At 35.3% G+C, this 14,615-nt stretch carries 18 protein-coding genes and 1 pseudogene; 5 read left to right on the plus strand and 14 right to left on the minus strand.

What is annotated here, in order from left to right; genetic code table 11:
- Nucleotides 1-3 precede the first annotated feature (3 nt).
- Entirely contained in the window at nt 4-348 is a 345-nt protein-coding gene (locus tag O5637_RS01545) for a hypothetical protein (protein ID WP_269605510.1), read from the minus strand.
- 223 nt (nt 349-571) lie between these two features.
- Here O5637_RS01545 and O5637_RS01550 point away from each other — a divergent pair, with 223 nt between their 5' ends.
- Nucleotides 572-841: a hypothetical protein gene (locus O5637_RS01550; protein WP_269605511.1), complete on the plus strand. Its 270-nt coding sequence runs from the start codon at nt 572-574 to the stop codon at nt 839-841.
- A gap of 353 nt (nt 842-1,194) precedes the next feature.
- On the opposite strand, the gene O5637_RS01555 is transcribed toward O5637_RS01550, so the two are convergent.
- Nucleotides 1,195-1,497 (minus strand): DUF2103 domain-containing protein, encoded by a 303-nt coding sequence (locus O5637_RS01555; RefSeq protein ID WP_269605513.1) that lies wholly within the window; start codon nt 1,495-1,497, stop codon nt 1,195-1,197.
- Nucleotides 1,498-1,613: 116 nt separating this feature from the next.
- On the opposite strand from O5637_RS01555, the gene petN reads away from it, so the two are divergent.
- Nucleotides 1,614-1,715 (plus strand): cytochrome b6-f complex subunit PetN, encoded by a 102-nt coding sequence (petN, locus tag O5637_RS01560; protein ID WP_071841048.1) that lies wholly within the window; start codon nt 1,614-1,616, stop codon nt 1,713-1,715.
- A gap of 142 nt (nt 1,716-1,857) precedes the next feature.
- Here the strand turns inward: petN and psb29 are convergent, their stop codons facing one another.
- Nucleotides 1,858-2,457 (minus strand): photosystem II biogenesis protein Psp29, encoded by a 600-nt coding sequence (psb29, locus tag O5637_RS01565; protein WP_269606873.1) that lies wholly within the window; start codon nt 2,455-2,457, stop codon nt 1,858-1,860.
- Between the two features lie 85 nt (nt 2,458-2,542).
- Here psb29 and clpP point away from each other — a divergent pair, with 85 nt between their 5' ends.
- Nucleotides 2,543-3,133 carry an ATP-dependent Clp endopeptidase proteolytic subunit ClpP gene (gene clpP, locus O5637_RS01570; RefSeq protein ID WP_269606875.1) on the plus strand — a complete coding sequence of 197 codons (591 nt, stop codon included), beginning with the start codon at nt 2,543-2,545 and terminating at the stop codon, nt 3,131-3,133.
- Between the two features lie 9 nt (nt 3,134-3,142).
- On the opposite strand, the gene ftsH is transcribed toward clpP, so the two are convergent.
- The 3 genes and pseudogenes from ftsH to pyk form a co-directional block, all read right to left on the minus strand.
- Entirely contained in the window at nt 3,143-5,065 is a 1,923-nt protein-coding gene (ftsH, locus tag O5637_RS01575; protein ID WP_269605516.1) for an ATP-dependent zinc metalloprotease FtsH, read from the minus strand.
- A gap of 140 nt (nt 5,066-5,205) precedes the next feature.
- Nucleotides 5,206-6,435: an ABC transporter permease gene (locus O5637_RS01580; protein WP_269605518.1), complete on the minus strand. Its 1,230-nt coding sequence runs from the start codon at nt 6,433-6,435 to the stop codon at nt 5,206-5,208.
- Nucleotides 6,436-6,471: 36 nt separating this feature from the next.
- Nucleotides 6,472-7,899: pseudogene (pyk, locus tag O5637_RS01585) on the minus strand (pyruvate kinase); the annotation flags it as partial.
- Between the two features lie 78 nt (nt 7,900-7,977).
- On the opposite strand from pyk, the gene O5637_RS01590 reads away from it, so the two are divergent.
- Nucleotides 7,978-8,307, plus strand: coding sequence for a nucleoside triphosphate pyrophosphohydrolase family protein (locus O5637_RS01590; RefSeq protein WP_269605522.1), 330 nt, complete (start codon nt 7,978-7,980; stop codon nt 8,305-8,307).
- A 15-nt stretch (nt 8,308-8,322) separates the two neighbouring features.
- On the opposite strand, the gene O5637_RS01595 is transcribed toward O5637_RS01590, so the two are convergent.
- From O5637_RS01595 to ilvA, 3 genes are read right to left on the minus strand one after another with little or no spacing between them, the layout of a single operon-like run.
- A complete protein-coding gene (locus O5637_RS01595) occupies nt 8,323-8,613 on the minus strand; it encodes a YggT family protein (protein WP_269605524.1) in 291 nt (96 codons plus the stop codon).
- A gap of 26 nt (nt 8,614-8,639) precedes the next feature.
- On the minus strand, nt 8,640-9,146 hold the full coding sequence (gene scpB / locus O5637_RS01600) for an SMC-Scp complex subunit ScpB (protein WP_269605526.1): 507 nt from the start codon (nt 9,144-9,146) through the stop codon (nt 8,640-8,642).
- Nucleotides 9,147-9,195: 49 nt separating this feature from the next.
- Nucleotides 9,196-10,740, minus strand: coding sequence for a threonine ammonia-lyase, biosynthetic (gene ilvA / locus O5637_RS01605; protein WP_269605528.1), 1,545 nt, complete (start codon nt 10,738-10,740; stop codon nt 9,196-9,198).
- A gap of 119 nt (nt 10,741-10,859) precedes the next feature.
- Between ilvA and dxs the strand changes: the two genes are divergently transcribed.
- Nucleotides 10,860-12,746: a 1-deoxy-D-xylulose-5-phosphate synthase gene (gene dxs / locus O5637_RS01610; protein ID WP_269605530.1), complete on the plus strand. Its 1,887-nt coding sequence runs from the start codon at nt 10,860-10,862 to the stop codon at nt 12,744-12,746.
- 71 nt (nt 12,747-12,817) lie between these two features.
- Here the strand turns inward: dxs and psaK are convergent, their stop codons facing one another.
- The 5 genes from psaK to rpmB all read right to left on the minus strand — a co-directional run bounded on the left by psaK (nt 12,818) and on the right by rpmB (nt 14,600).
- A complete protein-coding gene (gene psaK, locus O5637_RS01615) occupies nt 12,818-13,078 on the minus strand; it encodes a photosystem I reaction center subunit PsaK (RefSeq protein ID WP_269605532.1) in 261 nt (86 codons plus the stop codon).
- Between the two features lie 70 nt (nt 13,079-13,148).
- A complete protein-coding gene (locus O5637_RS01620) occupies nt 13,149-13,493 on the minus strand; it encodes a DUF3593 domain-containing protein (RefSeq protein ID WP_269605534.1) in 345 nt (114 codons plus the stop codon).
- Nucleotides 13,490-13,798: a DUF2499 domain-containing protein gene (locus O5637_RS01625; protein ID WP_269605536.1), complete on the minus strand. Its 309-nt coding sequence runs from the start codon at nt 13,796-13,798 to the stop codon at nt 13,490-13,492. The genes O5637_RS01620 and O5637_RS01625 overlap by 4 nt, the downstream gene beginning before the upstream one ends.
- Complete coding sequence (locus O5637_RS01630; protein ID WP_269605537.1) at nt 13,791-14,345, minus strand: peroxiredoxin; 555 nt, start codon at nt 14,343-14,345, stop codon at nt 13,791-13,793. Before O5637_RS01630 ends, O5637_RS01625 begins: the two co-directional genes overlap by 8 nt.
- Nucleotides 14,346-14,363: 18 nt before the next feature.
- Nucleotides 14,364-14,600: a 50S ribosomal protein L28 gene (gene rpmB, locus O5637_RS01635; RefSeq protein ID WP_269605539.1), complete on the minus strand. Its 237-nt coding sequence runs from the start codon at nt 14,598-14,600 to the stop codon at nt 14,364-14,366.
- Nucleotides 14,601-14,615 lie beyond the last annotated feature (15 nt).

Raw genomic sequence — 14,615 nt, forward strand, 5'->3', positions numbered from 1 at the left:
TGATTATTCCGGTAAGGAACCCCCATGACAATATCCAACTGCCAGTGAATTGATGTCCATTTCTTCTTGGGATTTATTTATACTATTTGATTTTATATACTTTGTAGTTTTATCTATGCATGAGGCACTTGATGATGTATATCTTACAATGGGGTATAAGTATAGTATTCCTGCAATTAGGATGGTTGAATAGGCTATATATTTTTTATTTTCATTAATAAACTGCACTGTTTCTTTTTTCTTTTTAAGATACTTAGAAAGCCATTTATCTGGTAACCCGATTTGAACAAATAACAGTTCAACCCACCATGGAAGTTCTGTTTGATTTTTATCTGAATTACTTTTCATAGTGATAGTTAGATTTGTTAGCCCTTTAATAACAAAGTTTTGGGCTATTATCACATCAATATTGTACCAAGTAAAATATATCTCATTTTTATAAAAATGGAACACTCTTCTAATTCATTTATGAGTATTTACTCTTATTCTTCTGGTTTTCAAATTCCCTCACTCTGCTGATTGATTTTTCTATTAAAAATGGTGTATTATTTTTGTGGTTGAATTGTATTCGATGGCAAAAAAAAGACGTAAACTTAACCCTGAATTAGAAAAAAACATTATATTAGCCAAGAAACAAATTGAATTAATTACAGCTATAATTCACGATATTGATGAGGATGACATACAGGAGGAATATAAAACTGCATTTTTACCTGTAATGAGTGCCTATATGTCTCTTGATCAAATGTATAAGGAAGTTGGTTTCAATGATGAAACTACTAATCTCTATCAATTATATTTGACGAATTTAGATAAATTCAAAAATGAATATGAGCTTTAGTTTATTGAGCTTTTATATCCTTTGATTTCTCTTGGATAGATAAATCTAAAAAAAGAGATTAATTTCACTATTGATTTTTATTGTTTTGATTTGTATTTCAGCCCCTGAAATATTTTATTTTTTAATATTTATAACTATTTTTCTTGTCGCTTTATATAAATCCGATTTCTTTATTAATTAATAGTGCTTCTTTGTTTTTATGAATTATTTTAAATAAATAATTTCTATTTTTATGGCTGATAACCTCTACGATATTGATTCCGCAATGAACATGATTAAAGAAGATATAATAAGAGAACTTTCTGAATCTGTAACTAAACAAAATAAAAACGTATACTACCAGCAAAACTCGTTTAACAACCTTTCTTTTTCCGATAAGACTTTGGATTAGTTTTTTCAATTATTTCTATAATTTCACTCTCATCCAAGCTTGTAACCAGAAAAACCTCTTGTACAAGTTTACCTTTTCTTGCTAGGAGCTTATAACCTTCTTTTGTTTTGACAGTAACCTTTAGGCCTAGATTCTCTCCTCTTCCATTCGTCTTTGATAGTGAGGCAGGGGTAACTGTCTTAATCTCATCGAATGCTGAAATTTTTTTCAACCATTTGATAAGGCCTTCTATATGAGTGCTGTGATTTTGAACAAGTCTTCCCATTATTCTGATATGTGTTGTTGTTTTTTATTTCTGATTTAATGATTGCTTTTAATTTCTCTATGATTCCACTAATTAATCCTTTTTAATAAGTTATAATTTAAAAAATATTTCTAGTCATGATCTTCACTTTAGGTTGGGCTTCCTTAGCTGCTATTTTCACTTTTTCAATTGCAATGGTTGTTTGGGGTAGAAATGGTGATGGTTCTATTGATATCTAATCAAAACTATGCCTATAGACTTTAACCTCTATAGTTTTTTATCCTTTTTTTCAATTGTACTACTGTCATTTATCACCATAGGAGTGATGTATATTAGTTATGTTGATTGGAAAGATAAAAGAAGAAAGAAATGATTCTGACTTTATTTTGAAGTTACGTTTAATGCGATAATTTCTAACGCTTGTTTCATCTTCTCGATATTTGACTTATACATACTTATATCTTTCTCAACTCTTGAATATTGGTATCCGAGCAATTCGGAAACATTATTTACTTCTTTATTAATATCTTCTTCTTTTACATCCTTTAATGATGGAATTTCACTCACTAATTTGTAGATACCAATAGCATTGATGCGACTATAATAGTCATAGCCTTTATTATCATTATTATGTTGTGATAAAAATGAATTTAGATCTTCTTTTGTAAATGATTTTGCCTTACGCACTAATTCCTCTGATGAGCTACTTATCTCAGTCGGATTAAAACCATTGCAATTACATATCGCTTCAAATAACTTTGTAATATGATCGCTAGGTTTATAACCACTTGTGAATTTATTAAATATTTCTTTTAGTCCAATAGCAAAAATTGAATCTTTTTTAAAGTTTTTCTGATGACTCAGTAAATGAAGTTCTACTAGCAGTTCATCTGCTAGTTTTCTATAAATTGGTGGTATGACATAAGGAAATTCCTTATGGAAATCAGATTTGCTGTCTGAAATTGTTGCTCTAACGCTCAATGCCAAACCTAGATAATTCTTAAGAGACCTTAGCTTACCCCGCGACTTAGCTAGGATCATGAAAACCGACCATTATTATCGTTCAATGATTCCAATAGTTATTGAAGAATCTGGAAGAGGAGAAAGAGCCTTTGATATTTATTCAAGGCTTTTAAGAGAAAGAATAGTTTTTTTGGGTGAACCAGTTACTAGTGATTCTGCCAATAGGATTGTTGCTCAACTCCTTTTCCTAGAAGCTGACGATCCAGATAAAGATATCTTTCTTTATATAAATTCTCCAGGTGGTTCTGTTTATGACGGCCTTGGTATTTTTGACACAATGCAACATGTAAAGCCTGATATTCATACCGTTTGTGTTGGCCTTGCTGCAAGTATGGGTGCCTTTCTACTTTGTGCAGGAGCAAAAGGCAAGAGAAGCAGTTTGCTCCATTCAAGAATAATGATTCATCAGCCACTTGGAGGTGCAAGAGGTCAAGCTAGTGATATAAGGATCCAAGCTGATGAAATATTGTTTATAAAAGATAAATTAAACAATGAATTATCTGAAAGAACTGGTCAACCTATTGAACGGATTAGAGAGGATACAGATAGAGATTTTTATATGTCTCCAACTGAGGCAATCGAATATGGAATTATAGACAATGTGTTTAATAAGCGTCCAATAAATTCAATTTAAATTGAATTTTTATTTTGGATCTTGTAGTACTGGTGTAAATCTGTCTTTTTCGGGAATAGATGTGTAGTCAGACAATATCTTGCAGAACTCTTTTCCATCCATAGTTTCCTTTTCGATTAATATTTCTACTAATTTGTCCATAGCAACTCTATTCTTAGCCACTAATTCGAGTGTTTCTTGATAACAACGCTTGACTATCTTTCTAACCTGCTCATCAATTTGTTTAGAAATTTCATCCGATATATCAGACGTATTCATAAGGCTTCTTCCTACAAAAACTTCTTGACTATCTCCTTCTAATGAAACCGGCCCAAGGCTGCTCATTCCAAATCTAGTGACCATTTGTCGTGCCATGGAAGCAACCTGCTGTACATCGCCACCTGCTCCAGTTGTAACTTCTTCTCTTCCAAATATTATGTCTTCAGCGGCTCTCCCCCCTAATGCGCCCATTATTCTTGCTTTCAATTGAGCCCTACTTATTAAGGCCTGATCATCATCTGGAGAGAACCAAGTCAAACCTTTTGCTTGCCCTCTAGGAATGACTGTAACTTTCTGGACTGGATCATGATCTTTTACTAGCGAGCCCACCAAAGCATGACCAACTTCATGATAAGCAATTAGTCTCTTGCTTCTTCCATCAACTAAAGGTTGACCTTCCATTCCCGCAATGATGCGATCAACTGCGTCATCAATTTCTGATAGACCTATTTGATGCTTCCTTCTTCTGGCTGTAAGAATAGCGGCTTCGTTTAATAAATTTGCAAGGTCAGCACCTGTAAAACCAGGCGTTCTTCTAGCAATACTCTCTAAAGTTAAATCCTTTTCTAGTTTTTTATTTCTAGAGTGAACTTTGAGGATAGATAATCTACCAGTTATATCAGGTGCATCTACAGTAACTTGTCTATCAAATCTACCTGGCCTCATCAATGCTGAGTCAAGAACATCAGGTCTATTTGTCGCAGCAATTATAATAATTCCACTATTTCCCTCAAATCCATCCATTTCGGTCAGGAGTTGGTTAAGTGTTTGTTCTCTTTCATCATTACCTCCACCTATACCAGCGCCTCGCTGTCTTCCTACTGCATCAATTTCATCAATAAAAATTAAACATGGACTATTTTCTTTTGCTCTTTTAAATAAATCTCTGACGCGACTTGCTCCTACACCTACAAACATTTCTACAAATTCTGAGCCAGAAAGTGAAAAGAAAGGTACATCTGCTTCTCCAGCAATTGCCTTTGCTAAAAGGGTTTTACCAGTTCCTGGAGGTCCTACTAATAAAACACCTCTTGGGATTTGAGCTCCAACAGATGTAAATCTTTCAGGTTGTTTTAAAAAAGTAACTACCTCCTCTAAATCTTGTTTTGCTTCGTTTACTCCAGCAACATCATCGAATTTGACACCTGTCTCTGCCTCCATGGCAAATCTTGCCTTTGTTTTACCAAATTGCATTGCTTGACCTGGACCACCTGGCATTGAATTTGATCTCCTTGAAAGAAGTATCAAACCTCCGATCAGGATTAGTGGAAATAGAAGATTGCCGAGTATTCCAATTCCCGCTGGGGCAGTTTTTGGTGGATGAATATCAAAACTTATTCCCTCATCTTTTAGTGATGAAACTAATTCAGGCGCTAATCCTGGAAGATCAACTTTTAAACGTTGTACTCTATTATCAATTTCAGGATCTACTGATTCAACGATTGCATTTCTTCCTCCTTCATATATGTCAACGGAAGTAACTCTCCCTGCTTTTACATAATCAAGAAAACGTCCATAGCTAATTTTAGCAACTGGTGCATTTCTAGATATATTGGAGTTACTTCTTTGTGAGACTTGGGTATTGGTTGATGATCCTAAAATTTGCCAAGTGATCAATACTACTATTGTTATTGGAAGCACCCAGAGAGCTATAACTTTCCATTTCTTATCCATAAATTTTAAAACTTTTTATACGATTGTAATGGTGTAAAGCCCATTCCGTTGGAAGGTTTCATCAGTTTTGTGGAATTATTTAAAAAATATATTTATTAATTTCAATTTTAAATCGAATATTAGTATATAAACAATGATATTTATAAACTTCTTAATGCAGTAATTGGATCTAGCTTGGCTGCTCTTTTGGCAGGTAAAACACCAAATGTTAAACCTATTGTTCCTGAAATCATAACCGTTATTAATACCGTTACATATCCAATTGTTGCAGGTAAAGGTGTTAATAAAGCTACAATCTTTACTGTTGTAAGTCCTAATCCGGTCCCGGCTATTCCACCCATGGTAGAGAGAATTAATGATTCAATTATGAATTGAGTAGAAATATCAAGTCTTCTTGCACCAAGAGCTTTTCTAAGTCCTATTTCTTCTGTCCTTTCACTAACAGATACTAGCATTATATTCATAATACCTATTCCACCAACTAGTAATGAGATTCCACCTATTGCCGCTAGCATTAATGTTAAACCACCTGTAATCGTAGATACTATTTGTAAAGCATCTTTTTGAGATCTAACAGCAAAGTCGTCATCCCTAATTATTTTATGTCTTTGTCTTAATAAGTTCGTTACTTGAAACTTTGCAGCTGTTGTTGATTTTTCGTTTATTGCTTCCACACTTATGAAACTAAGGCTAATTCCATATGTTGGGTCTTTACCAGTGATTCTGTTGACCATAGTGGTTAGAGGAATGTATGCGTTCTCATCTTGATTATTTCCAAATACAGCCCCCTTAGGCTTCATTACTCCCACAATTTCAAATGACTGGTCTTTGATTCTTATCCTCTCTCCCAAACCTTCCCTTTCATTAAAGAGTTTCTCTTCAAGATCTGGTCCAATAACTACTACATTTTTAGCTCCTTTAGTATCTTGATCATTGATAAAACGACCTTTAGCAATTTCAAAGCTTCTAACAATTAAAAAATCACTTGTAACTCCTGAAATAGAACTGCTTGTACTTTTGGAACCCGTTTGAATGACTTCATTCGATGAGATTTGTGGGGCTACTCTTTTAACAGTCGGGACTTGTTGTTCTATTGCTATTGCATCTTTAAGAACGAGGTTTTTTGGAAAAGCTACACCCCGTCTTCTTGTGTCATTGTTGCCTGGCACTACAAATAAGACATTTGCACCTAGATTGCTTAATTGGTTTTCCGCAAGATTTTGTGCTCCTCTTCCAACTCCTACCAATGTTATGACAGAAGCATTACCAATAACTATCCCAAGCATTGTTAATAGGCTTCTAAACTTATTTGATTTAAGATTCTTTATTGCCATTACCGAGGTTTCGGCAAGCGGAAGTTTCCTTTTCATATCTATTTAAATAAATACAGATTCAGTATCATCACCTGAACTAACTATCCCAACCTTTACTAAGTCTGTTGAGCCACTTACTCCTGATAATGTTCCTGCTGTTTCAACTACAAGATCTCCGCGCTTAAGGATATTCATTTTCTTTGCCATATTCATAGCATCATCAAATGTTTTTGACGTGGTTGTCTGATTTTCTATTAAAAGTGGGGTTACTCCCCAGACAAGTTGTAGTGTACATGCAACACTTTTTTCATTAGTGACTGCGAGCACTGGAGTAGCAGGTCTAAATTTACTTACGTTTTTTGCAGTAGCTCCACTTTTTGTTAAAGGTATTATTGCTGCTGCGTTAATCTGTCTAGCAATACTGCTTACAGCTGCGCTTATTGCATTTGGGATTGTGCTTGGTAAATGACTTTCTAATGCTTTCTGTGGATAATCTCTTTCGATTCTTTTCGCAATAGTAGCCATAGTTGCTACAGCTTCAATTGGATAATCTCCTACTGCAGTTTCATTTGAGAGCATTACAGCATCAGTTCCATCAAGAATCGCATTTGCCACATCGCTCACCTCTGCTCTTGTTGGCCTTGGGCTTGAGGCCATTGAATCGAGCATTTGCGTGGCAGTAATAATCGGTATACCAAGGCTGTTCGCTTTTTTGATGAGTTGTTTTTGTAATAATGGAACTTCTTCCGCTGGCATCTCTACACCGAGATCACCCCTAGCCACCATGACTCCATCGCATAGTTGCAAAACAGCGTCTATTTGATCAATGGCTTCAAATTTTTCGATTTTTGCAACTACTGGAGTGTCATAACCTTGGTTTCTAATTAAATCTTTTATTTCTATTAAATCTGAAGGATTCCTTACAAAACTTAGAGCTACCCAATCAACACCTTGTGTTAAACCAAATGCTAAATCTTCTTTGTCTTTTTCTGTTAGTGCTCTAATTGATAGTTGAACATCAGGGAAATTTACACCTTTATTATTAGAAAGAACTCCACCAACAGTTATTGAACAAATCAATCTTTGTTCTTTTAAATCAACATCTTCAACTTTCATCTCTACCCTTCCATCGTCCAAAAGAATCCGATTCCCAACAGTTACTTCTTCAGCTAATTTGTCATAAGTAACATTTGCCTGATCCTGATTACATTCGATATTTTTTGAGGTAAGAATAAATCTATCACCATTTTTAACATTAACAGGACCTTGTTTAAATCTACCTAGTCTGATTTTTGGTCCCTGTAGATCTTGAAGGATTCCAATGTGAATACCTAGATCATCTGAAACTTGTCTAATTGTTTTTATTCTTTGAGCATGTTCATCATGGTCTCCGTGACTAAAATTTAGACGAAAGGTAGTTGCACCAGCTTCTACTAACTTAGTTATTTGACTCGCACTCTCAGTTGCGGGGCCTATTGTGGCTACGATTTTGGTCCTTCTAGCTAGGTCGAGTAATGTCATTAAAGTGACTTGTGATAACAAAAAACTAACACTTGGTTGTGTTTTATTTGTCAACTTTGCTTTTTCAAGTAAATAAACATGGAATTAAATGATTATCAAAGAGAATCTCGTAAGACAGCTCTTTATCCTGAAGTTGGATGTAATGCTATTTATCCAACACTAGGTCTTGTTGGTGAAGCAGGGGAGGTCGCTGACAAAGTAAAGAAAATTCTAAGAGATAAAAAGGGTGTATTTGATAAAGATAGTAAGGATGCAATTAAATTTGAATTAGGTGATGTCCTTTGGTACATATCACAACTTTCTAGCGAACTTGGATATGATTTAGATGAGATTGCTAGTTCAAATTTGCAGAAACTAAGTGACCGAAAAGCTAGAGGGAAAATAAGTGGAAGTGGAGATAATCGGTAAATAGATTTTTTGTTACTAAAAAGTACCAGAATATTGGAGGGCCAAAGATCCTAAGCCTACGACTAACTGCTTAATTAGACTAAGACTTATAAAAGCAAGAATTGGTGAAAGATCTAAACCACCAATAGGAGGTATTACACCTCTGAATACATTTAAGTATGGATCTGTTATTGAAAATAAGCTTGTTAGAATTGGGTTGCTTGTATCCAGGTTGGGAAACCAAGTAAGCAATATTCTGATTATGAGTAAATAGTTATAAAGAGTAATTGTGGTAAAAAGAACTTGAGTGATTTGAGCGATAACCATTTTTGTTTTAATTTCTCTAACTTATTTTATGCTGCTTTATTGTCTTCTGCTTGATCAGGTTCAGGTAATACCGTAAAAGTTTGATGAAATTTTTCAGAAAGAGTTAACCAAAACGAACGTCCATCTTTTTGACGTCTTCTTTCAATAAAGTTTTTTTCTACAAGTTCCTTGATGTGATCGTAGGCCCCAGAACCTCTTAGATCGACCAATTCTGATTGAAGAATTTTCTTCTTTAGTGCTACCGTTGCAAGAGTTCTTAAGGTGGCAATCGATAAATCTGCTGGCAGTAGATCCTGAACTAATTCACCAAGTCCTTGCCTAAGTTCCAAGCTGTAAAAGTTTTTATTTTCAATGATTTCTAGAGCAGTGTCGCGTTGAGCATATCCAGCCTTAAGCTCCCATAGAGCCTTTTCTACTTCAGTAATATCTTTGTCCAGTAATTCAGCCATCTCTTTTGATGATGTTGACCTTCCTTTGAGATAAAGGATTGCCTCAATCTTCGCTGGTAATGATATTTCTCTAATCTCATTCATTAGTTTGCTTCTCGAAACTGTTTTCTTTATATAGCCAAAATTAACGCGTCTAATTAAAGTGTGCACCTAAAAATAATTTATATGCTGGATTATCTGTCTCTTTCCAGTTTTTGTAACCTACTTTTTGAACAAATTCGTTCCAAGCAGGAATATCAGAATCATTAACCAGCACCCCTATTACTATTCTTCCTGTATCAGCGCCATGGTTTCGATAATGGAAAATGCTTATTGTCCACTCTGGTCTCATTGAGTTAACAAATCTCATTAAGGCTCCAGGCCTCTCAGGAAATTCAAATCTATATAATAATTCTCTGTATTCGCCTTTATCTATTTGATTTATTGATCTTGGTAACCTGCCACCAACCATGTGCCTGAGATGAACTTTTGATAATTCATCGTTACTTAAATCATGACAATCAAAACCCTTCGTTTTGATCTCAGCTATTAATAATTCCCTATCATTAATATCAGAAACTTCTACACCCATAAAAATCTGAGCTGTTTTACCCTCTGACATTCTGTAACTAAATTCAGTTAAGCTTCGTGATCCAAGAGTTTCACATAAAAGTTTTAAACTGCCTGCTTTCTCAGGAATTCCGACCGCAATCATAGCTTCTTTTTCTTCACCTAATTCGGCCCTTTCTGCTACAAATCTAAGTCGTTCAAAATTCATATTGGCTCCACAAGCAATTGCAATGAGGATGTTGTTTCTTATCTGACTATTTGCAACATGCTTTTTTAAACCAGCAATAGATAGTGCACCTGCTGGTTCAAGAATTGACCGTGTGTCCTCGAAAACATCTTTTATAGCTGCACAAATTTCGTCAGTATTTACTGTGACCATTTCATCAACATATTTTTTGCATATAGAGAAAGTCTTTTCTCCCACCTTTCTTACCGCAACACCGTCTGCAAAAAGGCCAACATTTTCGAGCGAAACAGGTTTGTTGGCTTTAATAGAAAGTGTCATTGCGCAGGCATCTTCAGGTTCAACACCAATGATTTTTATATCTGGCCAAATTGCTTTTACGTATGCACTTACTCCAGCAATAAGTCCCCCTCCTCCCACAGCGATGTAAATCGCATCAGGTGGTTTATGACTCTGTCTAAGTATTTCTAGACCTATTGTTCCTTGTCCCGCTATTACTTCAGGATCATCAAACGGATGTATGAAAGTTAGATTATCTTTTTTAGATATTTCTAGCGCTTTTTCGTAGCACTCGTCATAAGTTTCACCGAAAAGAATAACTTCTGCCTTGTGTGATTCAACTGCTCTTACTTTCATTATGGGAGTTGTCAGTGGCATCACAATCACTGCCCTGCATTTTAGAAATGATGCACTTAAAGCAACTCCTTGCGCATGGTTACCAGCGCTTGATGCAATTACTCCTTTATTAAGCTCTTCCTTACTTAGCTGAGACATGCGATTAAATGCACCTCTTAACTTGAATGAAAAGACAGGTTGAAGGTCTTCTCTCTTAAGCCAGATGTCATTTTTTAATTTTTTGCTTAAGTTTTTGGCCCTTTCTAGCGGGGTTTCTTTAGCAACGTCATAAACACGAGCTCTTAGTATTTTCTGTAAATAGTCCTCCATATCTAGTTTTTCACCGATTTTGGGTTTATGTATTTTCTACATTCCATTTGTTCTTGTGCAAGTTTTCTCAAAATGTACGGTAGACCTCGTAGATTGGAGAGATTCAATCTCAGAGTTATATGCGTCTGAGCCAGTTAAGTCATCCGAATGAGCTTCATGGCTTAGCCATTAGTGAATTGGAAGATGTCGCTTGCCAAATTAGAGAAAGGCATCTTCAAGTAGTTTCTACTAGTGGTGGGCACTTAGGGCCAGGTCTTGGTGTTGTTGAGTTAACAATTGCTCTCTATCAGACTTTAGATCTAGATGTCGACAAAGTTATATGGGATGTTGGACATCAAGCATATCCGCACAAGTTGCTAACGGGAAGATATGACCGATTTGATTCACTTAGACAGCAAAAAGGCGTAGCTGGTTATCTAAAAAGATCAGAAAGTAAATTTGATCATTTTGGAGCTGGTCATGCCAGCACTTCAATCTCTGCTGCTCTTGGGATGGCGATTGCTAGAGACCGAAAAGGAGAAGACTATAAATGTGTTGCAGTAATTGGAGATGGTGCTCTAACTGGTGGAATGGCTTTAGAGGCTATTAATCATGCCGGGCATCTTCCAAAAACCCCTCTTTTGGTCGTTTTAAATGATAATGATATGTCTATTTCTCCTCCTGTTGGAGCATTGTCGACGTATTTAAATCGAATGCGTCACAGCCCCCCTGTTCAATTTATATCAGATAGTGTTCAAGAAAGTGTTAAAAATCTTCCTTTCATGGGAGATGCTATCCAAGAGGAATTTAAATCTCTTACCGGCAGCGTTAGACGTTTAGCAGTTCCTAGTGTTGGTGCCGTTTTTGAGGAATTGGGTTTTACCTACATGGGGCCTGTTGATGGGCATGATATTTCTGAATTGATTAGGACTTTTAATGCTGCTCATAAAGTTGGTGGCCCAGTAATGGTCCATGTCGCTACTACAAAGGGAAAAGGTTATCCATATGCTGAGGCTGATCAGGTTGGTTACCATGCTCAGTCTTCTTTTGATTTGACGACAGGAAAATCTATTCCTTCAAAAACTCCTAAACCTCCAAGTTTTAGTAAGGTTTTTGGTCAAACTTTAGTAAAGCTTTGCGAGCAAGACAATAAGATTGTTGGTATTACTGCTGCAATGGCTGAAGGTACAGCTTTAAATCTTTTACAGAAAGCTATTCCTGATCAATATGTAGATGTTGGAATAGCAGAACAACATGCTGTAACACTTGCAGGAGGAATGGCTTGTGAAGGCATCAAACCAGTTGTAGCTATTTACAGTACTTTTTTACAACGAGCATATGATCAGTTAATTCATGACATTGGAATACAGAATTTACCTGTAACTTTCGTATTAGATAGAGCTGGAATTGTTGGTGCTGATGGTCCAACTCATCAAGGGCAATATGACATCAGTTATTTAAGATGCGTTCCTAATTTTACTGTTATGGCTCCTAAAGATGAGTCTGAACTGCAGCAAATGTTAGTTACATGTATTAATCACAATGGTCCTTCAGCTCTAAGAATACCTAGAGGCTCTGGAGAAGGAACAGCATTGATGGAAGAAGGCTGGGAGTCTTTAGAAATTGGTAAGGCTGAGATAATAGAAGAGGGCGATAATTTATTAATCATTGGCTATGGTTCTATGGTTTGCCCAGCTGTTAAAACTGCTGCAATACTAAAAGAGTCTGGAGTAAATTGCACCGTTATTAATGCTCGCTTTGTCAGACCCTTGGATGAGGAGACTATTCATAACGCTGCAAAAAGAATTGGTAAAGTCGTAACAATGGAAGAAGGAACATTATTGGGCGGTTTTGGATCAGCAGTCGTTGAATCATTTAATGACAATGATATTTTTGTGCCTACATTAAGAATTGGAATACCAGATAAACTAGTAGATCATGCAACCCCTCAGCAAAGTAAAGAATCACTTGGCTTGACTCCGGAAATGATGGCTGATCAAATTATAAATAAATTTAATTTTAAATAATTTTCGATAAGCAAAAAAAAAGGATTATTAAAAAAATAATCCTTTTTTTAATTTTAATTTAGTAGATTAATTTATAAAACGCCTCTCGCTGCAAGACCCAAAATCGAACCTATTCCCAATACATGACCCAAGCAGTTTGCAGCTACAAAAGAGCCATGGCTTAGTCCGCCATAAAACTGTGCATTAGGCATAGGGAAACCTTCGTTTGGCTTTTCAATATTTGACCTTGCTATGGCATAAGCAAGCAAATTGCAAATGATCATCACAACGGCACATTTTGGGGACCACTGAAATGTGACAGGATCAGCAGCAGCTAGTAATGTTGTGAACATCTTTTATCTCTATTGAATATTTATATTATCGACCATAAAGAATGCTTTTGCGTCAAATGTTACTCACCTCTTAAGAGTTTTTTACTTCCATTTTACTTTTGATTGACTGAAGCATCAAAACAAAACCGTAAACAACAAATGCATCGCTAATCGTTAAAAACGATTCTGCTAGTCCGTGCAGTACATCTACATTTGTTAATTCATCCTCAAAATAAATTTGTGCGATTATTGCAAAAACTATTGTCATGAATACAAATAAGAGAGTCAACTTAAAACCTATAAATGATATTTTCGGTATAGCTTTTGTTTTGCCAGCGTAACGTAGGAATACTAGATAAGGCATTAGAGAAAGGATAAAGAATGGACTAGGATCAATTCGTGCGATTGAATCAAGACTAAGAATTGAAATATTCATTGGTTTGGTTGTGATGACTCAGATCTAAACAAGTTCCAAGCAGCTAATGCAAGACATATATTTCCTACAGTTGTAAGAGCTGCCTGTAGTACAACTAATCCTTTTAATTCAATACTATTATCAAATACATGCCATGTAATTGCTGCCATAGCACTAGCTAGATTTGGCAACATTGCCAATGCAAAATAACCCAGAGCCTTGTTATTGGATATTGATGAAATATAGTCAATTATTATTATTGCTATCCCCCACTCAAATAGAGTTGCAATGTGGATAAACCATGTTCCTAAGGAGAGTTCATGCATATATTTTCTTTTGTTTAATAAGCTGTTCTAAAATTTCTTGAGCATGTCCTATTGGTCTTACTCCTATCCATTTATATACAACTATACCCTTTGGATTGATCAAGAATGTATTTCTTTTTGAATAGGGATCCAACCAAGAATCATATTTTTTACTTATTTCTCCTGTCGTATCTGAAAGTAGGGTGTATCCAAGCTTCGCCGATGTACAAAATGATTCATGTTCTTCTTCATTGTCCGCAGAGATTCCAACTACGGAGGAATTTAGTTTTTTAAACTTAGACAGATTTTCTTGAAATGCTTTGGCTTGTAATGTACATCCACTTGAGAAATCTTTAGGATAAAAATATAAAATTAACCATTGACCTGAAAAATCATCTAGTGACCATTCTTTTTTATTCGGATGGTTTTTGTTGAAACCATTTATTAAAAAATCAGGTGCTTTTTGACCAAGCCTAACAGAATTTATACTTGCAAATAATCTTGAAGGTTTAAAAAATAAAATACTAGAAATTAAAAAAAAAGAATTTATAAATTGTCTTCTTTTCATTTGATTAATAAATCAAATTTAAAGTTTGTTTAAATCTAGCCCTAATGATTTGGCATATTTTCCTAATCCCTTCTTCTGAATAGATTTTAGTGCTCTTGTCGTTACTCTTATATTGATCCATTTGTTTTCTTCTTCCCACCATAATCTTCGTTGCTGCAAATTTGCTTGCTGCAATTTTTTGGTTCTAATATGGGAATGGCTTACTGACATTCCATTGTTTGCTCTTGTGCCTGTAAGTTGGCATACTCTAGACATTTTCAAACTTAATCT

The sequence above is a fragment of the Prochlorococcus marinus str. MIT 0917 genome (assembly GCF_027359575.1).
In the GTDB taxonomy this organism is placed as follows: Bacteria; Cyanobacteriota; Cyanobacteriia; order PCC-6307; family Cyanobiaceae; genus Prochlorococcus_B; species Prochlorococcus_B marinus_D.